We start from the raw sequence: 25,708 nt of genomic DNA, 5'->3' as shown, positions 1-25,708 counted from the left end.
ACTCGCTGAGAGGAGCCCGGCGTGACCGACCGTGCCGTAGTCATCGCGGAGGAACAGCGTGCGGTGGACCATGCGTACGCATGCCGCGCGCGCCATTTCGAGGAGCTTCGGAAGAAGCTGGGCACGCCGTCGGACGTCACCGACGCCCATGCCGGAACCGCGTTCATCCCCGACGTCGCGCCCGAGCTCCAGCTCGAGGACGATCTCGGCGACGAGGCGCTGGTGGCCGGACGCGTCGCGTTCGTCGAGGACGGCGTCGAACGGTCCTGCCTCTGGGGGCGCCGGCTCGTCCGCGACGCGGACGGCGAGGTGGTCGTGGCCTCCTGGCAGACACCGCGCGTCGTCCAGTGGATGACCGCGACGCTGAACGAGCCCGGCGAGGTCCGGCTTCGCAGGCGGCTGGCCTGCCAGGGCGGCATCGTGCGCAAGTACTACGACGAGCTGGTGGTACCGCGCTCTTCCGGCGAGGACGGGCAGGCCGTGGCCTCGGTGGCGGACGAGCCGCCGGCCCGGCGCATCGAGCGCCTGCGCGACTTCCTGCTGGAGGACCTGGAGCGCGCACGCGACGGCCGGATGCGCGACATCGTGGAGACGATCCAGCGCGAGCAGCTCATGCTGGTGGCCGATCGGCGGAACGGCGTGCTCGTCATCCAGGGCGGCCCCGGTACGGGGAAGACCGCCGTAGGGCTGCACCGGGTGTCATGGCTGCTCTACAACAACATCTTCAGGCGTGGCGACATGCTCGTCGTCGGTCCGCATCGGGGCTTCCTGGAGCACGTTCGGGAGGTTCTCCCCCGGCTCGGCACCCACGGCGTCACGTTGGTGGAGCGTGACCGTCTCTGGGACGAACCTCGGGGGGTCGATCCGCTTCCGGCGCGCCTCGTGAAGTCGTCCGCGCGCATGGCGACCGTTCTGCGGCGGGGTATCGAGCAGCAGGGCGGCACGCGCGCCCTGACGCGGCATCTCAAGGACGGGGCGTTCGCCTTCGTGTTCGAGGGGGCGTTCCTCTCTGTACCCCAAGCCGATCTCGAGAAATTCCTCGCCTGGGAGAGCGGGGCGTACAACGCGCAGCGCCTCGCTTTCGGCACCCGGCTCGTGGACGCTCTCACGGCCGCCTACCACGATGCCTCTTCGAGGCGTCACGACAGCGGCGTGCGCAAGCGGATAGAGCGTCATCCCCAGGTGAAGCGGATCGTCAACTCGGTGCGGCCCAGGCTCAGCGCGGAACAGGTGCTGCGTGATCTGCTGACCGACGCGGAGTTCCTGCGTCGCGCCGCCACCGGGGTGCTCGACGACGGCGAGCAGGCCGCGCTTCTGCGTGAGCGCCGCGAACGGATGACCGAGGAGCCGTGGTCCCTGGAAGACCAGATCTGCCTGGAGGAACTGCGCCATCTGCTGAACGGCGACGGCCCGCCGCGCTACCGCCACCTGGTCGTGGACGAGGCTCAGGACCTCACCCCGATGCAGGCGCGCTCTCTGGCCCGTCGGTGCCCGTCCGGTTCCCTGACGGTTCTCGGTGATCTCGCGCAGTCGTCCGGTCTCCACCGCTGGAACGACTGGTCGGAGCTTTCGCAGGTGTTCGCCGGTGTGGACGGGTGGCACCTGGAGCAGCTGGAGCTTTCGCAGGTGTTCGCCGGTGTGGACGGGTGGCACCTGGAGCAGCTCACCATCGGGTACAGAGTGCCCCGGGAAGTGATGGACTTCGCGGCGCCGTTGGCGCGCGTACTCGCTCCGAACACCCGCTTCCCGGAATCGGTCCGGCCCGGTGGCGAAGAGGCCGTGACCGTGCTCCGGGTCGCGGCGGACGAGGTGGACGGAACGGCTGTCTCGCGCGCGGCCGAACTGTCCGGTGACGGTCGCTCGGTGGCTGTGATCGTCCCCGATGGCGTGACCGGGATCGGCTCGGACGACGCGCGGGTCCTGCGCGCCGATGAATGCCGGGGGCTCGAATTCGACCACGTCGTGCTGGTCGAACCCGCTGCGATCGCATCGCAGGAACCCGGCGGTCTGGGAGAGCTGTACGTCGCGCTCACCCGGTGCACGCAGTCGCTCACGATCGTGCACCACTCGCCGCTCCCCCGTGAGCTGGACCCGACGACCGAAGCGACTTTGGAGGACGAGCCGATGACCACAGCCGGTGCGGAGAGCCGGGACGAGAGCGGTTTCCAGGCGTTCCTCGACGACCTGGAGCGCTCGGTCCGCGAGGAACGGGAATGCCACGTTCATGAGAGCGTCCGGTACTCGCTCGTCTCCGCACTGTTCGCGGCGCGCCTCGCTCCGGTGACCGATTCCCCCACCGCCGACATCGTGTGCGAAGGGCCGGCTGGACGGATGCTGTACGAGGTGCTCGGCGAGGGTGGGCACGCCTACCCGGCGATACGGCAGGCGGTCCTTCGACTCATGGAGGTCCAGTACGCCGAGGGGGGACAGGCTGATCACCGCTTCGTCGTGCTGCCTCGCGAACCCGAACAGCCGTGGGCGGCAGACGTCCTTCGTGACGCTTTCGGCATTGCGCTGATCTGGCGTGACGGTGGGAGCTGGAGTGGCGAGGGTATCGGCATCGCGCTGGGACGGGAGGCCGGCGGAGTTGAGTGAAATCGTACCCGGAATCTGCTCCGTCCAGATCCGCGTCGGGAAACTACTGCTCACCTCTCTCAATGTCACGCAGACTTATGGCGGCCTGATCGAAGGCGGACCATCGAAGCGGTTCAACGACCGCCTCGTCCAGAGGGCGCTTGAGAGTGCGAGCCGCGGCGAGATGCCCGTCCATCTCGTTCCGCCGGTGATCAAACTGGACGAGCGGCGGCCTCACGATCCGACGGAGGTTCTGCCGCCGCTCCGCTGCATCGGGTTCTTCCACGGGCCGCCCACTCCGCGGGCAGTGGGCGACTGGTGGCGTACGGACCTGGTCGTCGTGTGGTTCCAAGAGCCGAGCGAGCGGATCCTCCATCCGGACGTCGAGGCCCAGATGTGGGACCTGCCATGGGAGGAGAAGGCTCGGGATCTCTCCTTCGACGACTGGTAGAGCGCCGCTACGTACGCCCATCGCCGAGGCGGCCGGCGATCGAGGAGCGTGCTGGTGAGGAAGAGGACTACCTCGGGGCTCGCGCACCGGCTCCGGGAGGTGGCGGGTAACGCCGATGCCCCGGTGGCGGTGCAGGGGCCTCGTTGAAGGTCGGGCAGTCGTCGCCGAGGGCGGAGACGAAGCGTCGGACCGCCGTCACCAGAATCAACCGCATCACCATCGGGTCCTGCGGTCCAACGCCCGGCGGAGCGCGGAAGAGTCGGGCGCGGAGTCGGCCGTCGGTCGTGGCGCGGAACCCTCCGGCGACGGCCGCTCGGTGGCGACCATCGTTCCCGGGCGATGACCGGAATCGTCGCGCTCCCAGAACCGCTCGGTCGAGACTCGCGATCTCTCCTTCGGTGACTGGCGAGCCGACACAGCGGCTGAGGCCGCAGGATCAGGTGGGGTGGGCGGCGGTTATTACGGTGTCGAGGAGGGAGCGGGAGGTTTCCAGGGCTTCTATGGCGGCGGTCATTCTGGCGCGTTCGCGTTGGAGGTCCTTCACCAGGTCGGGGCAGATGGGGACCAGGCGGTCGGGGTCGCCCTTCAGGCAGGGAAGGAGGGTGGCGATGGTGGCGGTGGTGAGGCCGGCGGCCAGGAGGGCGCGGATGCGGCGGACGGCCTCGACGTCCTGGGGGGCGTACTCGCGGTAGCCGCTGGGGAGCCGGGTCGGGTGCAGGAGGCCCTGCTCCTCGTAGTAGCGGAGCAGGCGCACCGAGACTCCGGTGCGCCGGGACAGTTCGCCGATGCGCATGGACGCTCCCTTGACTCTCACATCGGTGTGAGATTTTAGCGTGCTGCGCATGAGCCGGATCGTGGTGTTGCTCGCGGCGTTGGGCGCGAGTGTTTTCGTGGTGGGGACGTCGGAGTACCTGGTGTCGGGGCTTCTGCCTCAGGTGGCCTCTGACCTGGGAGTTTCGGTGGCGGCGGCCGGGCAGGCGGTGACCGCGTACGCGCTGGGCGTGGTTCTCGGCGGGCCGTTGCTGACGGCGGCGACGGTGCGGGTTCCGCGGCGGGTGCTGGCGGTGGCGTTGCTGGTGCTGTTCGCTCTGGGGAACGGGTTGTGCGCGGTCGCGCCGTCCTACGGGGTGCTGATCGCGGGACGTGTGGTGGCGTCGCTGAGTCATGCGGCGTTCCTCACGCTGGCGCTGATGCTGACCACGAGGATCGTGCGGCCGGACCGGGTCGGGTCGGCGATCGCCGGGGTGGCGGCCGGGTTCTCGGTGGCGACGCTGCTGGGCGTTCCGGTCGGGGTGCTGCTCGGGGAGAGCGCCGGGTGGCGGACGCCGTTCGCGTTGCTGGCGGGGCTGGCGCTGGTCATGGCGGTCACGTTGGGGGTTCTGCTGCCGGGCGGCGAGACCGGGGCCACACGGGTGCGGGACGAGGTCCGGACGGTGGTGTCGCGGCCGGTTCTGCTGGTGGTGGCCACGACGGCCGTGGGGATGGCCGCCGTCTCGACCGTGTTCACGTATCTCGCGCCGTCGCTGCGGGACGTCGCCGGGTTCGGGGCCGCGGCGGTTTCCGGGCTGCTGGTGATCTACGGAGTGGGCAGTCTGGCGGGTGGACTGGTCGCCGGGCGGCTCGCCGACCGGTCGCTGGAGTGGACCGTGCGCGGGACGTTCGGCGGGCTGGCGGTCGTCCTCGTGGTGGTGGCGCTGGCGCTGCCGTGGAAAGTCGGGGCGGTGGCGGCGGTGCTGGCCTTCGGGTTGCTGGCCTCGTCCACGACGCCTACCTTGCAGACCCTGCTGCTCAAGCACGCCGGGAGCGCGCCCACGCTGGCGGTCTCGGTCAACATCGCGGCGTTCAACATCGGGATCGCCCTGGGTTCGGTGGTCGGAGGGGTCGTCGTCTCGGGGGTGGGGACGCGGTGGACGGGGCTCGTCGGCGCGGTGCTCAGCGTCGCGGGGTTGGGTTTGTCCTATCTCGCACTCCCCCGACCTGGGGTTCGGCACCAGGATGTGGGGCATCGGAGTGCCGAAGTCGGGGTTTCGCGGTAACACGCGTCCAATACGGGAGAATTGACTACATGGAGTTCGGTGTCCTGGGACCGGTCGAGGCGCGGCTCGACGGAGAGACCGTGGCGGTGGGCGGCCCGCGGGTGCGCGCGCTGCTGGCCATGCTGGCGCTCTCGGCCGGACGGGTGGTGACGACCGAGCACCTGATCGACGGCCTGTACGGGGAGGACGCACCGTCCGGGGCGATGAACGCGCTGCAGTCGCAGGTCTCGCGGCTGCGGCGCGGCCTCGGGGACGCGTCGCTGGTCGAGGGGCATCCGGCGGGGTACCGGCTCGTCGTCGAGGACGCGCGGGTGGACGCGCTGCGGTTCACCGAGCTGGCGGGGAACGGGCGGCGGGCGCTCGGCGGCGGGGAGGCCGCGTGGGCGGTCGAGCTGCTGGAGGAGGCGCTCGGCCTGTGGCGCGGCCCCGCCCTGGCGGACGTCCGGGTGGCGCCGTTCGCCGAGGGGCAGGCGGCGCGGCTGGAGGAGGCGCGCGTCGCGGCGGTCGAGGATCTCGCCGAGGCGCAGATCACGGCCGGGATGGCGGGGGCCGCGGTGGAACGGCTCCGGCAGGTCGTCGAGGCGTATCCGCTGCGGGAGCGCGCGCGGGGGCTCCTCATGCGCGCCCTGTACGGGACGGGGCGGCAGGCCGAGGCCCTGGAGGAGTACGAGAGCGCGCGGCAGGTGCTGTCCGAGGAGCTGGGCGCCGATCCGTCCGGGGACCTGGCCGATCTGCACGTGGCGATCCTCCGCGGCGACCTGGAGAAGCCCGCCGCGGGCGCCGAGCGGGCCCGGCCCGCGGTGGTCGAGGAGGCGGAGGCCGTCCGGGCGATCCCGTCGCAGCTCACCAGCTTCGTCGGCCGGGAGGACGAGCTGCGGCGCATCGACGAGATGCTGGCGAACGGGCGGCTGGTGACGCTGCTCGGGCCGGGCGGGGCGGGCAAGACGCGGCTGGCCGTGGAGGCCGCCCGGCGGCGGGAGGGCGAGGTCCGCTTCGTCGAGCTGGCGACCGCCGGCACGGCGAAGGAGGTGGCTCCGGCGGTGGTCGTGGCGCTCGGGATGCGCCGCGACGACCAGGTGACCGACCCCGTGGACCGCCTGGTGGCGGGCTTGGCCGGACGGCGCGTCCTGCTCGTCCTGGACAACTGCGAGCAGGTCGTGGAGGAGGCGGCGCGGCTGGCGCACCGGCTGCTGACCGCCTGCCCGGACCTGCGCGTGCTGACGACCAGCCGCGAGGCGCTCGGCGTGACCGGCGAGACGCTGTGCCCCATCTCCCCGCTGCCCCTGCCGCCGGACGACGCGGGCGCGCACGAGGCGGCCGACTTCCCGGCGGTCCGGCTGTTCGCCGAACGGGCGGCGGCGGTCCGGCCCGGTTTCGTGGTGGACGAGGGGAACGCGGCGGACGTCCGGCGGATCTGCGCCGCGCTCGACGGCATGCCACTGGCGATCGAGCTGGCGGCGGCGCGGCTGCGGTCGCTGCCGGTGGCCGAGGTCGCGGCGCGCCTGGACGACCGGTTCCGGCTCCTCTCGCGCGGCAGCCGGGCCGCCGAGCCGCGGCACCAGACGCTGCGCGCGGTCGTCGGCTGGAGCTGGGACCTGCTGGACGAGGACGAGCGGACCCTCGCGCGGCGGCTGTCGGTGTTCGCCGGCGGCTGGACGCGGGAGGCGGCGCGGGCGGTCTGCGACGTCCCGGACGCCGAGGAGCTGCTGGAGGGCCTGGCGGACAAGTCGTTCGTCCGGACGGCCGACGGCGTCCGCTTCCAGATGCTGGAGACGATCCGGGCGTTCTGCGCCGACCGGCTGGACGAGGCCGGGGAGACGTCCGGGATGCGGGCCGCGCACGTCCGGTACTTCCTCGACCTGGCCGAACGCGCCGACACCGAACTGCGCGGGCACCGGCAACTGGAATGGCTGGCACGGCTGACCGACGAGCACGTCAACCTGCACGCCGCGCTGCGAGGGGCGGTGCGGGAGGACCGTCCGTCCGCGATGCGGCTGGTCGCGGCGCTGTCCTGGTACTGGTGGCTGCGCGGACGGGTGGACGCCGCGCCCCTCATCGAGGAGCTGCTCGACGGGATCGGCGCGGACGTCCCGGCCGAACTCGACGAGGAGTACGTCCTGTGCGTCGCGAACGCGCTGACGGCGGGGGCGTCCGGTCCGCGCGCGGCGGCGTGGATGGAGCGCGCGACCGCGGTGGTGAACGCCCTCCGGTGCTCGCTGCGGCGGCCCTCGCTGATGGTGCTGTGGGCGCTGACGGCGGGCCCCGACCCCGACGCCCAGCCGGCCTACGCCGACTGGATCGGCGACGACCCGTGGACGCGGTCGCTGCTCAGGATGAGCGACGGGTACATGCTGCAGTTCCGCGGTGAGCTGGCGGAGGCGGAGGCCTCGTGCGCCGCGGCCGTCGAGGGCTTCCGCGCGCTCGGCGACCGCTGGGGCGTCGCGAACTCCCTGGACCCCCAGGCCCACATCGCCGACCGCCTCGGCGACCGGGAGCGGGCGCTGCGCCTGCTGGACGAGGCGCTCACCCTCACCCGCGACCTGGGCGCGCTGGAGGACACGGCCGACCTGCTGTCCCGGCGCGGCGAGGTCCACCTGCACAGCGGGGACCTCGACGCCGCGCGCGCGGACCTGGAGGCCGCGCGCGAACTGAGCCTGCGCGCGGGCACTCCGGACAAGACGGCCGCCGCCTACCACGGCCTCGGCCAGGTGGCGCGGCTGAGCGGTGACGCGGAGGAGGCGCGGCGGCTGTTCGAGACGGCCCTCACCGGCTTCGTGTCCGAGCGTTTCCTCGCCGTCGCGACGAGGGCCGCCGCGAAGGTCGGGCTGGGCTGGATCGCCGAGGGTGACGGCGACCTCGCGCGCGCACGCGAACTGCATCGCGAGGCGCTGTCCCTGTCGTTCGACCATCCGATCTTCATGCACCGGGCGGGCGCCGCGCTCGGGCTGGCGGGCGTCTCGCTCGCCGAGGGGGACCCGGAGCGGGCGGCCGTGCTGCTGGGGGCGGCCACGTCGCTCGCCGGGTCGGCCCCCGCCGGCGATCCCGACCTGCGGCGCATCGAGACGGGCGTCCGCGCCGCCATCGGGGACGACGCGTTCGAGAAGCTGTACCAGCGGGGCGCCGGGCTGTCCGCCGACGACGCGAAGGCCGAGGCGCTGTCGAGCTGACCGGGCGCCGGAGCGCGGGCACGCCGAAGCGCGGGCACGCCGAAGCGGGAGCGCGACGTGGAGCGAGAGGGAACTGCCCCGCGCCGGAACAGTGCGGCGCGCACCGGGGCGGTGCGTGGACGGTGCGGCGATGGTGAGCGCCCGGGCGGAGAGTCCGGGGCATGGAGATCACCACGGCTCGCAAATGGAGCACCTTCGCGGTCTGCGCCGTCATCGCACTGGTGCCGAACATCGACCTGACGGCGCTGAACCAGGCCGTGCCGAAGCTGTCGGCGGACCTGCGCCCGTCGGCCACGCAGATCCTCTGGATCGCCGACGCGTACGGGTTCGCGCTGGCCGGACTGCTGATCACGATGGGCGTGCTCGGTGACCGGCTCGGGCACAGGCGGGTGCTGCTGGGCGGGGTGGCCCTGTTCGCCGCGGCGTCGGCCGCGACCGCCTACGCGCCGTCCGCCGAGTGGCTGATCGCGGCGCGGGTGGTGCTGGGGGTGGCCGGGGCGACGCTGATGCCGTCCGGGCTGTCGCTGGTGCGGCGCGTGTTCGTCCAGCCGAAGGAGCGGACGATGGCGGTCGGCCTGCTCATGGGCGTCGGCGGCCTGGCGGTGGGGCTCGGGCCGGTGGTCGGCGGGGCGCTGCTGAACCACTTCTGGTGGGGCTCGGTGTTCCTGATCAACGTGCCGGTGATGCTGCTGGCGCTGGTCGCGGGCCTGCTGGTGCTGCCGGAGTCGCGGACCCCGAACCCCGGGCGGCTGGACGTGCCGAGCGTGCCGCTGTCGGTCGCCGGCGTCCTCGGCCCGGTCTACGCGATCAAGGAGACGGCCGCGCACGGGATCGCGCACCCCCGGATCGGCGTCGCGGCGGCGGTCGGCCTGGTGGCCCTGGTGTGGTTCGTCCGACGCCAGCCGACGGTCGCGCACCCGCTGATCGACATGCGGCTGTTCCGCCGCCCGGCGTTCACCGGGGCCATCGTCACGAACCTGTTCGCCATGTTCGCGCTGGTCGCGCAGTCGCTGATCTTCTCGATCCTGTTCCAGATGGTGTACGGCTGGTCGCCGCTGCGGTCCGGGCTGGCCGGGCTGCCCGGCGCGGTCGCGGCGATGGTCGGCGGCGCGGCGGTCGCCCCGCCGCTCATCACCGCGCTCGGACGGGCCCGGACGGTCGCCGTCGGGCTCGCGGTCGCCGCGGCGGCGTTCGCCTCCTTCACGCTGGTCGGCGCGGACACGCCCTACTGGACGCTGGTGCTGCCGATGGCGATGTCCGGGCTCGGGATGGGGATGGCGATGACGGTCACCGGCGACACCGTGCTCGCCTCGGTGCCGAGGGAGCGGTCGGGCGCGGCGTCCGCGATCGCCGAGACGGCGACCGAGCTGGGCGGGGCGCTGGGGATGGCGATCCTGGGCAGCGTCCTGACCGCGGTGTACCGCGACCGGATCACCGTCCCGGACGGGGTGGCCGGGTCCGCCGCGCACGCCGTCCGCGACTCGCTGCCCGCGGCGGTCCAGGTCGCGGGCTCGCTTCCGGCGCGGCTCGGCAGGCGGGTCGTGGACCTGGCGCGCGCCGCCTACCTGGACGGCATGCACGCCGCGCTGCTGGTCAGCGCCGGGTTCGCGGCGCTGGTGGCGGTGGCGGCGCTGGTGACGCTGCGGTCCGTCCCGAAGGTCATCGAGGAGGACGCCGGGACCGAGCCGGAGCTCGAGACCGCCCACTGATCCCGCGTCTCTCGGCGCGCGGCCCGCTCCGGCGGGCCGTCGGCGTCTCCGCCCCTTGGAAAAGTGATATCACTTTGCTAGATTGGTGCCATAGCCAAGGAGGAACGATGGAACAAGCACAGGTGGAGATGCCGCGGCCGAAGGTCGCCGAGCGGCCCGCCCGCGACACCAACGGATGGCCCATGGCGGGGCTCGCCCTGCTGCTGGTCATCGCGGGGGTCGCCGCCTTCGCCGGGGGTGTGGCGTCCCAGGGCGCCGGCTCGGTCGTCGCGGTCGTCGTCGGGGCCCTGGCCGTCCTGGCCGGCCTGGTGGTCGCCGCGGGCCTGACGCCGGTCGCGCCGGGCGAGGCACGCGTCCTCCAGCTCCTCGGCCGCTACACCGGGACGGTCCGCACCGACGGGCTGCGCTGGGTGAACCCGATCACCGCGCGCCGCCGGGTGTCCACCCGCATCCGCAACCACGAGACGGGCACGGCGAAGGTCAACGACCTGGACGGCAACCCGATCGACATCTCGGCGGTCGTCGTCTGGCAGGTCGAGGACACCGCGCGCGCCGTCTTCGAGGTGGACGACTTCGTCGAGTTCGTCGCGTTCCAGACCGAGGCGGCCGTCCGGCACATCGCGGGCGCCTTCCCCTACGACGCCGCCGACCGCACCTCGCTGCGCGAGAACGCCGACGAGATCACCGGCCAGCTGTCGGAGGAGATCGCGCTGCGGGTGGCGTCCGCCGGAGTCAAGATCGTCGAGTCCCGGATCACGCGCCTGGCGTACGCGCCGGAGATCGCCCAGGCGATGCTCCGCCGCCAGCAGGCGGGCGCGGTCGTCGCCGCCCGGCAGCGGATCGTGGACGGCGCGGTCGGCATGGTGCAGCAGGCCCTGACCAAGCTGGACGAGGAGCACGTGGTGGAACTGGACGAGGAGCGCAAGGCCGCGATGGTCAGCAACCTGCTGGTCGTGCTCTGCGCCGACCGCGACGCCCAGCCGGTCGTCAACACCGGTTCCCTGTACCAGTAAGCCGTGGCCACCGAGCGCAAGAAGATCCTGCTGCGGCTCGATCCCGCCGTGCACGACGCGCTGGCGCGGTGGGCCGGGGACGAGTTGCGCAGCACCAACGCCCAGATCGAGTTCCTGCTCCGGCGCGCCCTCGCGGACGCGGGCCGGATGCCGAAGGACGCGGGGCGCATGCGGAGGCCGGGACGCCCGGCCAAGGACGACAGCGGCGGCACGGACACCGCCGCGCCGGCCGAGGACCCCCCGGGGGATCCGGACGGAGAATAGAGCCGGAGAGCAGAGGACGAGTCACATGGTCGCGATCCCCGAGACACTGCCCCAGCGGATGTTCCTGCTGGCCTACGACACGCGCAAGCAGCGCCCGGCCCTGCGCGGGGAGCACCTGGGATTCGTCCTGCGGGCCGCCGCGCTGACCGAGCTCTACCTGGACGGACGGCTCGGCGAGGAGGACGGCAAGCCCGTCCCCGGGACGCCCGGGCCGGACCCGTACGGGGTGGTCGCGCAGATCGGCGCGTCGCGTCCGCGGCCGTGGCCGCACTGGGTGCGCAAGGACGCGCGGCGGATGGTCCGGACCGTCCGGGACGAGCTGGAGAGCGGCGGCTGGATCCGGCTGCGTCCGCGCCGCGTCCTCGGGCTCTTCCCGGTGACGGCGGTCGAGGTGCGCGACCCGCGCGTGCTGAAGGCGCTGTCGGGCAGCGTCAGCTCCGCGCTGCGGGGCCGTCCGGCGGCGCACGTGAACAGCCTGGACGCCGCGGCGGTCGCGCTGGCGGCGGCGGGCGAGGTGAGGACGGTCGTCCCGCGGGCGGAGAACCGGCGGTACCGCGCCCGGATCGCCGCGCTGACCGCCCGCAGCGGCCCCGCCGCCCCCGGGCTGCGGAAGGCCATCCGCCAGCAGCGCGCCGTCATGGCGAGCGCCACCGGCTGACGCCCGCCGGAGTCGGAGCGGCGCGCGAGGGACGGAGCGGCGCGCGAGGGACGGAGCTGCGGCCAGACCGTCCCGAGCGGGTCGTTCCGGCTCGACGTTCCGGAAGTCGGCAACGGCGTGCGGGGCCGGTGACCCGGCGTTCCATTCGACGGGCTGTCGCACAAGTGAGGAATCCTACAAAGTCCTCGCCTGTGGGCTTGTATCGCCCCGGCAGGGCAGGCCTTCGCGGACAGAACCTAGCGTTCTGGGCATGGAGCCCGAACGTCTCGTCTATCCGCTCGCCAAGCACGTCCTCCTCGGGCCCGCCCTGCGGGTCGTGTTCCGGCCGAAGACGTCGGGACGGCACCACGTGCCCCGGTCGGGTCCGGTGATCCTGGCGGCCAACCACCTGGCGCTCCCCGACTCGCTGCTGCTGCCCCTGGTCGTCCCGCGCCAGGTGTTCTTCCTGGGCAAGCACGAGTACTTCACGCGTCCGGGCCGGTTCGGCCGGATCCAGGCGGCGTGCTTCCGTGGCGTCGGGGCGATCGCCGTGGACCGGTCGGGCGGACGGGCGGCGGTCGCCGCGATGGAGGCGTCGGAGGCCGTCCTGCGCCGCGGCGAGGTGTTCGCGCTGCACCCCGAGGGCACCCGCTCCCCCGACGGACGCCTGTACCGGGGTCACACCGGCGTCGGACGGCTCACGCTGCGGACGGGCGCGCCGGTCGTCCCCGTCGGCCTCGTCGGCACCGACCGCCTGCGGACGCAGGGACGGCTCCTGCCCAACGCCGGGCAGATCGAGGTGCGGTTCGGCGAGCCGATGGAGTTCACCGGCGAGGAACGCGACCGCGAGGCCGTCCGCTACGCGACCGACCAGGTCATGCAGGCGATCCAGAAGCTGACGGGGCAGGAGTACGTCGACTCCTACGCGCCGATCCGGCGGCGCGACTGACCCGCACGGACGCGGACAGAGCAGCGGATAAAGCACTCGCGGACGCGGATAAAGCAGCAGATAAAGCACTCGCGGACGCGGACAGAGCAGCGGATAAAGCACTCGCGGACGGCGTCCGCACGCGGTTACGGTGCCGCGCATGGACATCTCCGGGCGCTATGTGGCCTCCGAGCGCTATGTGAATGTGGTCGATGTCGAGGCCACCTGCTGGGAGGGACGGCGCCCGGCGGGCCAGGTCAACGAGATCATCGAGATCGGGCTCTGCGTGGTGGACCTCGAGGCGCGGGAGCGCGTCGGGAAGCACCGCGTCCTGGTCCGTCCCGAGCGTTCGCGGGTGAGCGCGTTCTGCACGGAGCTGACCGGGCTCACGCAGGACGAAGCGGACACCGGCGTCTCGTTCGCCGAGGCGTGCGCGCTTCTGGAGCGCGAGCACTCGGCTCGCACGCGCACGTGGGTGAGCTGGGGCGACTACGACCGCAAGCAGTTCGAGCGGCAGACGGCGGCGGCGGCGGGCGTCCGCTACCCGTTCGGACGCCGGCACGTGAACGTGAAGGCGCTGTGGTCCGAGGCCCACGGCCTGCCGAAGAGACTCGGCATGGCGGGCGCCCTCCGGCACGCCGCGATTCCCCTGGAAGGGCGGCACCACAGCGGCGCCGACGACGCGTGGAACATCGCCGCCCTGCTGCTCCGCCTCGTCGAACGCGGAGACTGGCCCACCGCGCGACGGTCGGAGAATCCTTCCTCGCACGTGCCCTGACATGCGCGTTCGCGGTGTGGCGGTCCGTCCGCCATGGCCCTGGGAGTGAGAGCGTATGGCCCGTCTGGACGAGCGGACAGGTTTGGGGCCCGGGGTGGGGGCACGCTTCTGGGACCGATGACCATCCGCCTGACGACGCGCGGGGAGGCGTTGAGCAACGTGGAGATCAACCTGGAGTTGCGGTTGCCGGGGGACAGTACGAGCGTCCCGGCGGCCCGGCGGCTGCTCGACGCGTCGCTGGACACCCTGGGGGTGGACGAGCCGATCCGCGGCGACATCGAGCTGATGCTGACCGAGGCGTGCACCAACGTGATCCGGCACGCCGGTGCGGGCGACGAGTACACGGTCCGGGTGACCATCGTGGACGAGCGGTGCGTGATCCGGGTGATCGACTCCGGGCGGGGCGTGGACGCGGAGGCCGTCGAGAAGGCCGGCCGCTCCGCCTCGCCGACCGCCGAGTCCGGACGCGGCCTGCAGATCATGCGCGCGCTCGCCGACGACATGCGGTTCCACACCTTCCCGGACCACGGATCGCTGGTGGCGCTGGAGAAGCACCTGAAGTACGGGGCGAACAGCCTCGGGAGCCGGATGTCCGCCGCGGACTGGTCGTCCAACGGTGATGGGGACCGGCACGCGGAGCGCGTCTCGGAGGGCGTCTCCGAGGGTGGCCGACGCGAGGGGTGACCCGGATTTGATCTGATCCGGGTCACGCGCTGTTGCCCTTGCCGCTGCGGTTGTGGTCGGCCGCTATGGTCGGGACATGAGCGCCACGGGTCGGCCGACTCTCGATGAGATCGAGGAGCGCTTCGTGGAACTCGTCGCCAGTCGGCTGTCCCGCGACGAGGCCGACCGGTGGGCGGCGAGCTGGGTGGCGCGGGACGGGATCGACTGGGACGACCTCTCCTGGTGGGCCCTCGACCTCCTCCACGGAATCGACCTCCCCGCCGGCGGGACGACCGGTGGTGACCTGCACAGCGAGGGTGACCTGCACAGCGGCGGTTATCTGCACAGCGATGCCCAGGTCCGCGCATGGCTCACCGAGCTGCGGAGACGCCGGGCGCGGTGAACCCGCCGCCCTCTTGCCCGTCCTCTCCGCGCACCGTCTGACCAGGCTGTTCGGCAAGTTATCCACAGTTCCGCGGCCCGCTTTCATCTGGGTGCGACCGCTCGGCACGATGGAGGCACCGGCGCGTCCCAGGGCGGGCGTCACCGGTGCCGGTCCCCTCTCGGGCGCCGGGTCAGTCCGACGGTCGTGCGGAACGAAGGGTGAGAAGAGCGATGAGCGACGCGATCAGGCCGAAGGCCGCTCCGGTGAGGAACGTTCCGGCGAGGGCGTCCGTGGAGGCGTGGCCGCCGGAGTGCGCGGCGACCGCGTCGAAGACCGAAACCATGACGGAGACGCCGAGACTCGCGCCGGACCACAGCACCGTCTGCGCGACTCCGGCGGCGGCCCCCGAGTCCTCGGGCGCGACACTGCCCAGGATGGTCGCCATCAGCGGCATGACGGTGAGACCGCCGCCCGCGCCGTACAGCACGAACGGGCCGAGGAGCCCGGTGGCGTAGCCCTGGTGCGGGTCGAGGGCGGCCAGCCAGAGCATGGCCGCGCCGACCAGCAGCGCGCCGATCGTCACCAGGGTGCGCGCGCCGAACCGTCCGAGCAGTCGCGGCGCGAAGCGCACCGCGGCGAACTGCGTGCCGACGATCGGCACGAACGCGGCTCCGGCTCCCAGCGGTCCGTATCCCAGGTTCTGCTGGATGTACTGCGTGAGGAAGAAGAAGCCGCCGTACATCCCGCAGACCACGGTCGCCAGCACGACGAACGCGCCGGCGCGCCGCCGATCGGTGAACAGCCGCAGCGGGACGAGCGGGTGCCGCACTCGGGCCTCGACCAGCACGAACACCACGAACAAGAGGACGGCCGCCGCCAGCGCGGTCAGTGCCAGGGCGTCGTGCCAGCCGTCCGAACCCGTCCGGATGAGTCCGAACACGAGCGCCGTCAGGCCGACCGTGCCGGTCACAGCGCCGATGACGTCGATGCCGACCGCGCGGCGCGGGAGCTCAGCGAGCACCCTGGGCGCAGCCAGCGCGATCACGACACCGATGGGAAGGTTGATGAAGAACACCAGCCGCCAGGAGGCGAGGTCCGTGAGCAGGCCGCCGAGCAGCATGCCCAGCGCGCCGCCCGCCCCCGTCACCGCCGACGAGACGCCCAGCGCGCGCACCCGGGCCGCGCCGGTGAACAGTGTGGCGATCAGTGCCATGGCGCTGGGCGCGGCGAGCGCCGCGCCGACGCCCTGCAACGCGCGGGCGCAGATGAGCACCCCGCCGCCGGTGGCGACGCCGCCGAGCAGCGAGGCCAGGGTGAACAACGCGATCCCGCCGACGAACGCCCGGCGGCGGCCGACGATGTCGCCCGCGCGTCCGCCGAGCAGGAGAAGCCCGCCGAACGCGAGCGTGTAGGCGTTCTGCACCCAGGCGAGCCCGCCCGTGGACAGATCGAGTGCGCCACGGATGTCCGGAAGCGCGATGGTGACGACCGACGTGTCGACCCCGACCATGAGCTGGCAGCCGACGATGACGGCGAGCACGAGACCGGGGCGGCGGGGGGAGTCGGGCGACGGACGCGCCGAGGAGGTGGTCGGGCTCTCCTCGACACTCACCCGTCCACCCGGAACAGTCGACAAGACGACCTCCGAGAAGGTTAGGTTTTAAGGAACGGAAGCGTTCACTATGCGCCGAAGGTACCACCCGAATCCCCAAAAGGGAACGCCAGCGTTCACTACTGCGCCCGTCCCCGCCTCAACCCCGACTCAAGCCACCAACGCCCCGCCCCACCCGACGCCCACGCCGAACCCACGCACGCCACTCACCCGCGCACCCCTCCCACCCACGCCTCTGCGCCGCACGTCCCTCCCACCCACGCCCCTGCGCCGCACAGCCCTCCCAAGAACCGACCTCCCCAAGACCTCCGTCCCGCCCACGTCCCTCCCCCGCACCGCACTCCCAGCCACACCTCTACCGCGCACAACCCTCCCGGCCACGCCCCTACCGCGCACAGCCCTCCCACCCACACCGCTGCCACGCCGGCCCCTCCCCGAGACACCGCTGCCACGCACACCAGTCCCAGGCACGCCCCTCCCCTGCACGGCACTCACCCGCCCAACACCTCCCATCAGCCCACCAGCCAACTAACGCCCCCTCACCGCTTCGTCCGCCACCACGCTCTCCAAGCACGCTTCACCCACGCGCAACCTCCCGAGACAGCCCCGACAAGCACGCCTCCTCACTCAAGGCCGGCGCCCTGAGCAAGCCACTACGCCCCTGCAACGTCGTTTGGCGACCATCCATGAGCACGAGGACGGAGCCACGCGAGGCCGGTCGCACGAGGCCAATCCCAAGGGAGCCGGAAGTGGCTCAGGCACGCCTGGTGGTCGAGCGCCGTACGGCACGCTCGGGCTTCTACGCGCCCACCTCGTCCACTGGCTGGCATGCCCGGCGAGATGGCGTCATCTCGTCGGCTGGTCCCACGAGGCGCGCCCTGCCCTGTGCCGCAGGCCGCCCTCGTCCGGCTGGCATCCTGTCGCCGGCCCGCCATTCGCGCGAGGCTGAGAGTCACGCGATGCGGGTGGCACGAGACAAATCCCCAGGTGGGCTGGGGATAGCTCAGGCATGCCTGGTGGCCGAGCGCCGTCCTGCACGCTCCGACTTCTACGCCCGCCTCTTCCTCTGGTTGGCCTCCCATCCAGCTGGCGGCACCTCCTCGGCTGGTCCCGTCAGGCGCGCCCTGCCCTGTGTCGCGGTTGCCCTCGTCCGGCGGGCGTCATGTCAGTGGCCACCAATGCGCGAGGCCAGGGTCACGCGGTGCCTGGGGCAGCTCAGTGCCAGCGTCACGCGGTGCCACGGTCACGTGGCGTCCGCGGCACCTCGGCGCCCGGGTCAACTCGGTGGCCCGGGACCGGCGGGGATGAAGTGGCTCAAGCACACTCTTCACTCAAGAGCCGCGGGGTCGGCTCCACGATGGCCTTGGGGAGGTGGCTCAAACACGCCACTCGGTCGAGAGCCGCACCGTCTCTGGCTGGTGCCGCCCGCACTGTTCCTTGGCAGTCCGTTTCTCCTGGGCGGGTGGGCTTATGTCGGGGGCACGACTTTCGTGTGAGGCTGAGGCTCGCGGTGCCCATCGCCACGCAGTTATCGGGGCCACGCGGTGCCGGGATCCCGCAGTTCTGGGTGCGCGCGGGTTCTGGGTTCGGGAAGGTTCGGGTTCGCGCGGGTTCGGGGTTCGCGCGGGTTCGGGGTTCGCGCGGGTTCGGGGTGCGCGCGGGTTCGGGGTGCGCGCCGTATCGGGTTTCGCGGGGCGGGTTTGGGGGTTTGGGGTTGCGGTGGGGTGGGACTCGCGGGTGGGGGTTGGAGGGGCGGGCGGAGTGAGGGGCGGGGGGTACTTTGGGGGGGATCGGGAGGTGGGAGTGGTGGGGACGGCTACGCGGCGGCGGGGTGAGGCGCTGGAGAGTGCGATTCTGAACGCGGCGCTCGAGCAGTTGGCCGAGGTCGGGTACGTGCGGCTGACCATGGAGGGGGTCGCGGCGGCGGCGCAGACGGGGAAGGCCGCGCTCTACCGGCGCTGGTCGGGCAAGGAGGAGCTGGTCGCGGACGCGCTCCAGCACGTCCTGCCGGTGCCCGCCGACATGCCCGTGCACGACAACATCCGTGACGACCTCATGGAGTTGATGGGCTGCTACCGGCGCGTCGTGGACGCCACGCGGGGGACGGCCTTCCAGGTCCTCAAGCAGGACGGCGAGCAGTCGACGGACCTGATGCGCGACGTGGTGCGGGACCGGGTGATCAGCCCGCTCAAGCAACTGCTGCTCGCCGCGCTGGAGCGGGGGGTCGAGCGTGGCGACGTCCGCGCGTCCGCCGCCACGCCCATGAACGCGGAGATGGGCCCCGCGATGGTGATGTACCGCTGCACCCTGGAGTCGGGAGCGATCACCGACGAGTTCCTCACCGAGCTCGTCGACAACGTCCTGGTGCCCGCCGTCCGGGCGTGAGGTCTCCTCAGTCGCGGGGGCCGGCGGGGAGCTCGGTGTTCGCGCCGGGGAGCAGGACCCTGCGGGTGGGCGGGGGCATCTCGATGCCCTCCAGGCGGAAGCGGCGGTGCAGGCGCTTGACGAACTCGTGCTTGATGCGGAACTGGTCGCCGAACTCGACGGTGCGCAGGATGACCGTGAAGTGGATGCGGGAGTCGTCGAAGGTGTGGAAGCGGACGAGGGGCTGGGCGTCCTTCACGCCGCCCTCGACCTCGGCCATGATCTCGTGGCCGACCTCGATGACGACCTTCTCCACGTGGTCCAGGTCGCTGTCGTAGGCGCAGCTCGCCTGGAGCAGCAGGGACATGTCCTGCGCCGGGCGGTGGTAGTTGGTGAGGATCGTCTTGGAGAACGTGGCGTTCGGGATGACCTCGATGTTGTCCGACAGGGTGCGGATCGAGGTGTTGCGCCAGTTGATGTCGACGACGTAGCCCTCCTGGCCGCTGCTGAGCCTGATGTAGTCGCCGGGCTCCATCGTGCGCGACGCCAGGACGTGGACGCCGGCGAAGAGGTTGGCCAGGGTGTCCTGCAGCGCGAGCGCGACGGCCAGACCGCCGACGCCCAGGGCGCCCAGCAGCGGCGTGATGGAGACGCCGAGGCTCTGCAGCATCACCAGGACGCCGACGCCGAGCACGAGGACCTTGCTGATGTTGGTGAAGATGGTGACGTTGGCCGCGGTGCCCTGCCGGATCAGCGCGACGGACGCGATGATCCCGGCCGTGAGGCGGGCCAGCGCCAGCGAGACGACCAGGACGGTCGCCGCCGTCAGGACGCGGCCGGTCGCGACCATCGTCCCCTTGTGCAGCGGCAGCGCGTTCGCCGCCAGCCAGGCGCCGCCGAGCAGGCCGAGCGGCAGCGCCAGGTCGTACAGGAGGCGGGCGGCCAGGTCGTCCCAGGCCCACCGGGTGTCCTCGGCGCGGGCCGTCAGCCGCTTCGCGAACAGGCGCAGCGAGACGGCCAGCACCAGGGTCACCGCCATGACGGATGCGGCGATGATGATCGGTTCCCAACCGGGCCACTCAGGCATGCTCCGGCATCCTCCACCTACGTCGGACGTTCCAGACAAAGCATCGATCGTAGTCGCGTCGCGCGCCCGGTTCGGGGCGGATGGGGCAGGGCGTCCCGAAGGGGATGTCAGGGCGAAGCGTTACGATCGGGCGAGTGGTAGGAACGGGGATGCTGCGCCGCCTGGGGGTCACGGCGCTCGGTCTGCGGAACGGCCCCCACCGGGTCGAGGTCACCAGGGACCTCGAGGTGCCGGCGGGGGACGGCGTCACCCTGCTCGCCGACCACTACGCGCCGGTGGGACTGGAGCGGCGGCCGACGATCCTGGTGCGGTCGCCGTACGGGCGGCGCGGGCCGTTCGGGCTGATGTGCGGGCAGACGTTCGCCTCGCACGGGTTCCAGGCCGTGGTGCAGAGCGTGCGCGGCGGGTTCGGGTCCGGCGGGGTGTTCGAGCCGCTGGACGAGCGCGAGGACGGCCTCGCCACCATCGAGTGGCTGAAGCGGCAGCCGTGGTTCGGCGGGACGTTCGCGATGCACGGGCCCAGTTACCTCGGGTACGTGCAGTGGGCGGTCGCGGCCGAGGCCGGGCCGGAGCTGCGCGCGCTGTCGATGCAGGTCACCGCGTCGTCGTTCCGGGACGCGGTGAACGTCGGCGGGACGTTCGCGCTGGAGGCGGCGCTGACCTGGGTCGACCTCACCGCCCGGATGAAGCATCCGCTGTCGGGGGTCACCACCGGGATCATGTCGCCGCGGCGGGCGCGCCGCGCGGCGCTGTCCGGCAAGCCGCTCGCCGAGCTGGACGTCCTGGCGACCGGCGCGCAGCAGAAGTTCTTCCAGGACCTGCTCACGCACGGCCCCGACACCCCGTTCTGGGACCGCCGCGACTTCACCCGGACGGTGTCGGAGGTGTCCGCGCCGGTGAACATGACCGGCGGCTGGTACGACATCTTCCTGCCCTGGCAGATCAAGGACTACGCGGCGCTGCGCGCGGGCGGACGGCGGCCGTACCTGACCATCGGGCCGTGGTTCCACGCCGACGGCCGGATGATGCGCGACTCGGTCGGCGAGTCGCTGACCTGGTTCCGCGCGCACCTGCTGGACGACCCGTCCGAGCTGCGCGAGCTGCCGGTACGGCTGTACATCACGGGCGCGAACGAGTGGCGCGACTTCCCCGACTGGCCCGTCCCGGGCATGCGCGAGGAGCGCTGGCACCTGCACCCGGACGGGGGCCTGGCCACGGACGCGCCGCCCGAGTCGGAGCCCGACCGGTACCGGTACGACCCCGACCATCCGACGCCGTTCCTCGGCGGCCCGACGCTGCTCGGCGACAACCAGCCGGTCGCCGACCAGGCGCGACTGGAACGCCGCCGGGACGTCCTCACGTTCACCTCGCCCGTGCTGGACGAGCACCTCGAGATCATCGGCCCGGTCTCGGCCGAGTTGTACGTCCGGTCCGACCGGCTGCACACCGACTTCGTCGTGCGCCTCTGCGACGTGGACGAGGACGGCGTGTCGGTCAACCTGTGCGAGGGGATGCGCCGCCTCGTGCCCGGCGCCCCCGATCCGGACGACGAGGGCGTCCGCCGCGTCACGGTCGAGCTGTGGCCGGCGGGGCACCGCTTCCGGCGCGGGCACCGCGTCCGCGTCCAGGTGTGCAGCGGCGCCTACCCCCGCGTCTCGCGCAATCCCGGGACCGGCCAGCCCATCGGCACCGCCACCGACCACCTCACGGCCGACCAGGAGATCTTCCACGCTCCCGACCGGCCGTCCGCCATCCTGCTCCCGCGCGTCTGACCCGCGGGCAGTCGAGCGGTCGGGGCAGGGCGGGCGGCGTGACCGCAGTCCCGCGCGCGCACCCAACGCGTGGGGCGGAGGCGCGAAGCAGGTCGTGCGGCCAGAAGTCCCAGCGTTGCCCAGAGGGGAACCGTGGGTCACGTAGGCCGCGCCTCAGGTGCCGTACGCGGGTCGGGGCGGGTGGTCAGAGGTTGCGGAGGGCGGCCAGGGCGCGGTCGGCGTGGACGTTCATGCGGACCTCGGACTTGACGATCTCCACGACCCGCCGGTCCGGAGCGATGACGAAGGTCTGGCGGCGTGTGGGGGCCAGGGCGAAGCCGCGCTTGACGCCGAAGCGGGCCCGGACGGCGCCGTCGGGGTCGGAGAGGAGCGGGTAGCCGAGGGAGTGGCGGCCCGCGAACTCCCGCTGCCTGGTCGGGGCGTCGCCGCTGATGCCGACGGGACGGGCGCCGAGGTCGGCGAGTTCCTCGGCGACGTCGCGGAAGTGGCAGGCCTCGGCGGTGCAGCCCGGTGAGAGCGCCGCCGGGTAGAAGAACAGCACGACCGGTCCGTCCGCGAGCAGGTCGCTGAGGCGGCGGAGCGCGCCGGTCTCGTCGGGGAGCTCGAAGTCGTCCACCACGTCTCCGACTTTCATGGGCGAACCGTACCAAGGGCACCCGGACGGGACATCAGATAGGCGGTGGCCTGTTCGGGCGTCCAGCCGTGGGACTCGCGCAGGCCGGTGGCGAGCATCGTGAGGTAGAGGTCGGACGGCGCGTTGAGCTCGGCGTCGGCCGCGCCGTGCGGCGAGGTGAAGGTGAGCATGGGGTGGCCGTCCAGTTCGCCGACGTTCAGCACGGTCTCGTAGCGGCCCGGGCCGAGGACCCGGCGGCCGTTGGCGCCGAAGGCGGGCGTGAGGTCGGGTTCGGCGCCGGGGTCGCGGCGCATCTCCTGGGCGAGGACGTCGCAGAACTGCCCGCTGGACAGCAGGTACGCGCGGGCGGGGACCTCGTCGGCGAGGTCGGGGTCGTAGAACGCCATGCCGCCGCCCCAGACCAGGGACGTCAGGGCGAAGTAGACGCCGCCCGGCAGCAGGACGGGCCGGTCGGCGGCCGGCGGACGCGGGTCGCGGCAGCCGGTGTAGGTGCGCGCCGCGCCCGCCGGGCGTCCGCCGCGCAGGTAGCAGAGGAACCGGTCGCGGTGCAGGTTGGAGCCGTAGGCGACGTACCAGAGCTTCACCCGGTCATTGTCGGGTGGGATCGGCGACGCGGGCCATGAACAGCGGCTCCCCGGTCTTCGCGTCGCGCACCACCATCACGTAGGGGCGGTCGAACACGACCTCGATCTTCTCGACGGGCGCGGGCAGCGCGGTCGCGGAGACGCCGCCGCCGGTCGCGGCGGCGCCCTCGGTGCCCTTCTCGTCCACCCGCAGGGTGGCGGCGTGCTGCACGAACTGGATCCTGTCGGCTTTGGGCGAGATGCCGTGCAGGTCGGCGCGGCCGGAGAACGCCACGCCCATGCCGAGCCGGGTGAGCAGCGGGGTGAGCTCGCGGCGGGACGTGAGGTCCGTCTTGGGGAGGAAGACGTCCACGTCGGTGCCGGTGCCGAGGGCGCCGGTGAGGCGGTCGAACAGCGGTCCGGTCAGGGCCGGGCAGCCGGGGGCGGTGGCGTCCGGGAGCAGGGCGGTCATGCGGAGCCCGCCGCCCGCGTACGGGAGGTCGGCGGCCGTCCATCCGGCGGTGTGCGCGTAGCCGAAGCGGCTCCTGGCGTTCATGAGCTTCGCCTGGACGACCCGCTTGTCCGAGGTGGTGAACCGGTCGGGGGACGCCTCCTTGAACCGGGTGCGCCATTCGGCCTTGAGGTAGACGGCGTCGGTCAGGACCCACCCCGTGTCGGACTGCACCTGGCCCTTCGTGAGCAGCTCGGGGATCTTCCCGCCGGTGTCCTTCTTGATCTGCGCGTTGATGGCCTTGCGGGCGTCCTCGGGCGCGCCGGCGAAGTCGAGGGTCTTCACGCCCGCGTCGTAGCCGGTGGCGAGCCGGGCCAGGTAGTTCTTGTCGGTCGGCACGCCGGCGGTGGCCCAGATCTGGTCGGAGACCCTGACGGACGTCTTCTTGTCGCCGAGCGCGCGCAGCGCGGCCGTGCGGGCGCGGAGGCCGGGCAGCAGGTCGCCGGACGGCAGGTGCAGGGCCCGCGCCATGGCGGCGGCCGTCTCGCCGCGCGCGCCCTGGTGGATCATGCCCAGGCTGGACGCGACGCTGCTCGGCGACAGCACGATGTTGGCGTTCGGGTCGGCGGCGCACCAGGCGGAGAGCAGGCCGAAGCCGAACGCGGTGTCGGCGCGGCCGAGGGGGCGCGGATCGCCGGGCGGGACGTCGAGGACGGCGCCGCGGAGTTCGTGGACCCGGGGCGGCTGGTCGCCGCACGCCGCGAGGGCCGCCGCGAGCGCGGCGGCGCAGACCGCGGCGGCGAGAGAGCGGGGAGTCGGCATACCGATGGGACGGTGTCGCGGAGGCCATGGTTCCGTGGCGGACGGCCTCCGCGCCCCGGCGCGCGGAAGTTCTTCCCGGCGTGTCGCCGCGGGGTGCCGGACGACCGTCTTTCGAGGACTTTTCGCGGCTCAGGGGCAGAAATCGCCTCACCCGGAAGTCATGGCAAACTCCCCCATCCGCCACTTTTCATTGTGACAGCCACCACGCTCACGTTTGGCGGTCGCGCGGCTCGGGGACTATGGTCGTTGTGACCGCCTGAACCGGTGCGGGGACAGCCAACCCCCCGCCCGGCGCCCGTCAGGGCAAGGCAGAGCGGCCACTCGCATGTCCAGGTGTCTAAGACGCAGATACCTCCCGGTTAACCCGTGTGCTGACCCGGAGGTCCCCAATGCGTCGTTCCCTGAACATCGCCCTCGTTTCCGCTTCCGACTTCAGTGGCGACGACTCCCAGGTGTCCCACGTCCGTGAACTGGCCCGCGCCCTGAGCCGTTCCGAGGACGAGGGCGGCGCCGGCCACCGCGTCTCCGTCTACGGCCGCCGCTGCACCCCCGAGGCCCCCGCGCGCTCCCGGATCTCGCCGGGAGCCACCCTGTACAACCTGACCGCCGGTCCGGTCGAGCGACTCTCCGACGAGCAGCTCCTGGACCACGTCCGCGACCTGGCCGACGAGCTGCGCCGGCGCTGGACAGGCGCGGGCCGCCCCGACGTCGTGCACGCGCACGGCTGGATCGCCGGGCTCGCCGCCTGCGCGGTCGCCCGCGAGCTCGACCTCCCCTTCGCGCAGACCTTCCACGGCCTGGCCGCCACCGAGGCGCGCGCCGGACGGAAGATCCACCCGGCCCGGGCGCGGCTCGAGCGGGCCATCGGCCGCGGCGCCGACGTCGTCCTCGCCCGCAGCACCGACGAGGCGCAGGCCGCCGTCCGGACGGGCGTGCGGCGCGACGCGATCCGCATCACCCCGCCCGGCGTGGACATCGAGCTGTTCTCCGAGGTCGGCCCGGCCATGCCGCGCGGCGACCGGATGCGCCTCACCGTCATCTCCCGGAACCTGTCCGACGGCTCGGCCGAGACCGCGATCCGCGCCCTCCCGCACGTCCCGGACGCCGAGCTGGCCGTCGCCGGCGGTCCCGAGCGCGAGGAGCTGGAGGACGACGCGTCGGTGCGCCGGCTGACCGTCCTCGCCAAGCAGCTGAACGTCGCCGACCGGGTGATCTTCCTCGGCCGGATGCCGCGCCGCTCGCTGCCGCGTCTGCTGCGCACCTCGCGGCTCGCGCTCGGCCTCTCCCCGACCGGGTCCTCCCCGACCGCCGCCCTGGAGGCCATGGCCTGCGGCGTCCCCGCGGTGGTCACGCCGGTCGGGACCAACGCCGACGCGGTGCTCGACTCGATCACCGGCCTGCACGTCCCGGCGAACCGCCCGCGCCAGATCGGGCTGGCCGTCCGGCAGCTGCTGGCGGAGGAGACCACGCGGCACGGCTACGCCATCGCCGCCGCCGACCGGGTGCGCTCGCGGCACAGCTGGCCTCGGATCGCCGACGAGACCGAGCGCGTCTACCTGACGATCACGCCGGAGCCGGAGACGCTGCCGGAGCCGGGCCGCGAGCCCGAGCGCGAGCCGCAGCAGGCGCCCGAGCCCACCCGCGTCCCCGCCCCCACGCCGGAGCCGGAGCGCGAGCCCGAGCCGACCTCGGAGGCCGCCTCCGCGTCGAGCGTCGCGAGCGCGCTGGCCGAGACCGACAGCGAGCTGGTCGGCTCCCTGACCTGACCCGCCCCCGCGTCCCGCCGCCCCGCGGGACG

General features: G+C 72.8%; 21 protein-coding genes. 15 read left to right on the top strand and 6 right to left on the bottom strand.

Translation table 11 applies throughout. The annotated features are described in order from the left end of the window. Positions 1 to 21: 21 nt before the first annotated feature. Together DZF91_RS22380 and DZF91_RS22375 are read left to right on the top strand one after the other, a co-directional pair. Positions 22 to 2,595, top strand: a complete 2,574-nt coding sequence (locus DZF91_RS22380) for a HelD family protein (RefSeq protein ID WP_147341266.1) — start codon at positions 22 to 24, stop codon at positions 2,593 to 2,595. Beyond that, a complete protein-coding gene (locus DZF91_RS22375) occupies positions 2,588 to 3,025 on the top strand; it encodes a hypothetical protein (RefSeq protein WP_147341265.1) in 438 nt (145 codons plus the stop codon). The genes DZF91_RS22380 and DZF91_RS22375 overlap by 8 nt, the downstream gene beginning before the upstream one ends. 436 nt (positions 3,026 to 3,461) lie before the next feature. Here DZF91_RS22375 and DZF91_RS22370 read toward each other — a convergent pair whose 3' ends face one another. Then, positions 3,462 to 3,818, bottom strand: coding sequence for a MerR family transcriptional regulator (locus tag DZF91_RS22370; RefSeq protein ID WP_117359411.1), 357 nt, complete (start codon positions 3,816 to 3,818; stop codon positions 3,462 to 3,464). 49 nt (positions 3,819 to 3,867) lie between these two features. On the opposite strand from DZF91_RS22370, the gene DZF91_RS22365 reads away from it, so the two are divergent. The 10 genes from DZF91_RS22365 (at position 3,868) to DZF91_RS22320 (ending at position 14,623) form a co-directional block, all read left to right on the top strand. Beyond that, positions 3,868 to 5,061 (top strand): MFS transporter, encoded by a 1,194-nt coding sequence (locus tag DZF91_RS22365; RefSeq protein ID WP_117359454.1) that lies wholly within the window; start codon positions 3,868 to 3,870, stop codon positions 5,059 to 5,061. A gap of 29 nt (positions 5,062 to 5,090) precedes the next feature. Continuing rightward, entirely contained in the window at positions 5,091 to 8,228 is a 3,138-nt protein-coding gene (locus DZF91_RS22360; RefSeq protein WP_117359410.1) for a BTAD domain-containing putative transcriptional regulator, read from the top strand. Positions 8,229 to 8,389: 161 nt separating this feature from the next. Then, positions 8,390 to 9,937 carry an MFS transporter gene (locus DZF91_RS22355; RefSeq protein ID WP_117359409.1) on the top strand — a complete coding sequence of 516 codons (1,548 nt, stop codon included), beginning with the start codon at positions 8,390 to 8,392 and terminating at the stop codon, positions 9,935 to 9,937. A gap of 107 nt (positions 9,938 to 10,044) precedes the next feature. Then, positions 10,045 to 10,950 carry an SPFH domain-containing protein gene (locus tag DZF91_RS22350; RefSeq protein WP_117359408.1) on the top strand — a complete coding sequence of 302 codons (906 nt, stop codon included), beginning with the start codon at positions 10,045 to 10,047 and terminating at the stop codon, positions 10,948 to 10,950. 3 nt (positions 10,951 to 10,953) lie between these two features. Next, positions 10,954 to 11,214 carry a hypothetical protein gene (locus tag DZF91_RS22345; protein WP_117359407.1) on the top strand — a complete coding sequence of 87 codons (261 nt, stop codon included), beginning with the start codon at positions 10,954 to 10,956 and terminating at the stop codon, positions 11,212 to 11,214. Between the two features lie 25 nt (positions 11,215 to 11,239). Next, the gene (locus DZF91_RS22340; RefSeq protein WP_117359406.1) at positions 11,240 to 11,872 is read left to right on the top strand and encodes a GOLPH3/VPS74 family protein; all 633 of its coding nucleotides are present in this window, start codon (positions 11,240 to 11,242) and stop codon (positions 11,870 to 11,872) included. Positions 11,873 to 12,122: 250 nt separating this feature from the next. Next, a complete protein-coding gene (locus tag DZF91_RS22335; protein WP_117359405.1) occupies positions 12,123 to 12,800 on the top strand; it encodes a lysophospholipid acyltransferase family protein in 678 nt (225 codons plus the stop codon). A gap of 139 nt (positions 12,801 to 12,939) precedes the next feature. After that, complete coding sequence (locus DZF91_RS22330; protein WP_117359404.1) at positions 12,940 to 13,557, top strand: 3'-5' exonuclease; 618 nt, start codon at positions 12,940 to 12,942, stop codon at positions 13,555 to 13,557. Positions 13,558 to 13,674: 117 nt separating this feature from the next. Next, complete coding sequence (locus DZF91_RS22325) at positions 13,675 to 14,241, top strand: ATP-binding protein (protein WP_158588011.1); 567 nt, start codon at positions 13,675 to 13,677, stop codon at positions 14,239 to 14,241. A 76-nt stretch (positions 14,242 to 14,317) separates the two neighbouring features. After that, on the top strand, positions 14,318 to 14,623 hold the full coding sequence (locus DZF91_RS22320; RefSeq protein ID WP_117359402.1) for a hypothetical protein: 306 nt from the start codon (positions 14,318 to 14,320) through the stop codon (positions 14,621 to 14,623). A gap of 172 nt (positions 14,624 to 14,795) precedes the next feature. On the opposite strand, the gene DZF91_RS22315 is transcribed toward DZF91_RS22320, so the two are convergent. Continuing rightward, positions 14,796 to 16,217, bottom strand: a complete 1,422-nt coding sequence (locus tag DZF91_RS22315) for an MFS transporter (protein ID WP_235834475.1) — start codon at positions 16,215 to 16,217, stop codon at positions 14,796 to 14,798. A gap of 1,806 nt (positions 16,218 to 18,023) precedes the next feature. Between DZF91_RS22315 and DZF91_RS22310 the strand changes: the two genes are divergently transcribed. Continuing rightward, a complete protein-coding gene (locus tag DZF91_RS22310; protein WP_158588010.1) occupies positions 18,024 to 18,602 on the top strand; it encodes a TetR/AcrR family transcriptional regulator in 579 nt (192 codons plus the stop codon). Positions 18,603 to 18,609: 7 nt separating this feature from the next. On the opposite strand, the gene DZF91_RS22305 is transcribed toward DZF91_RS22310, so the two are convergent. Next, entirely contained in the window at positions 18,610 to 19,668 is a 1,059-nt protein-coding gene (locus DZF91_RS22305; RefSeq protein ID WP_117359400.1) for a mechanosensitive ion channel family protein, read from the bottom strand. Between the two features lie 149 nt (positions 19,669 to 19,817). On the opposite strand from DZF91_RS22305, the gene DZF91_RS22300 reads away from it, so the two are divergent. Next, positions 19,818 to 21,440: a CocE/NonD family hydrolase gene (locus tag DZF91_RS22300; RefSeq protein ID WP_117359399.1), complete on the top strand. Its 1,623-nt coding sequence runs from the start codon at positions 19,818 to 19,820 to the stop codon at positions 21,438 to 21,440. A 184-nt stretch (positions 21,441 to 21,624) separates the two neighbouring features. On the opposite strand, the gene DZF91_RS22295 is transcribed toward DZF91_RS22300, so the two are convergent. From DZF91_RS22295 to DZF91_RS22285, 3 genes are read right to left on the bottom strand one after another with little or no spacing between them, the layout of a single operon-like run. Continuing rightward, on the bottom strand, positions 21,625 to 22,074 hold the full coding sequence (locus DZF91_RS22295) for a peroxiredoxin (RefSeq protein ID WP_117359398.1): 450 nt from the start codon (positions 22,072 to 22,074) through the stop codon (positions 21,625 to 21,627). Beyond that, complete coding sequence (locus DZF91_RS22290) at positions 22,071 to 22,658, bottom strand: histone deacetylase (RefSeq protein ID WP_117359397.1); 588 nt, start codon at positions 22,656 to 22,658, stop codon at positions 22,071 to 22,073. The genes DZF91_RS22295 and DZF91_RS22290 overlap by 4 nt, the downstream gene beginning before the upstream one ends. Before the next feature lie 4 nt (positions 22,659 to 22,662). Next, the gene (locus DZF91_RS22285; RefSeq protein ID WP_117359396.1) at positions 22,663 to 23,910 is read right to left on the bottom strand and encodes a serpin family protein; all 1,248 of its coding nucleotides are present in this window, start codon (positions 23,908 to 23,910) and stop codon (positions 22,663 to 22,665) included. A 389-nt stretch (positions 23,911 to 24,299) separates the two neighbouring features. Here DZF91_RS22285 and DZF91_RS22280 point away from each other — a divergent pair, with 389 nt between their 5' ends. After that, positions 24,300 to 25,676 carry a glycosyltransferase gene (locus DZF91_RS22280; protein ID WP_117359395.1) on the top strand — a complete coding sequence of 459 codons (1,377 nt, stop codon included), beginning with the start codon at positions 24,300 to 24,302 and terminating at the stop codon, positions 25,674 to 25,676. The last annotated feature ends 32 nt before the right edge of the window (positions 25,677 to 25,708 follow it).

It is taken from the genome of Actinomadura logoneensis, from assembly GCF_003428695.1.
GTDB lineage: Bacteria > Actinomycetota > Actinomycetes > Streptosporangiales > Streptosporangiaceae > Spirillospora > Spirillospora logoneensis.
Note: the sequence above shows the minus strand (reverse complement) of the source record. Positions and strands in the feature narration are given on the sequence as shown.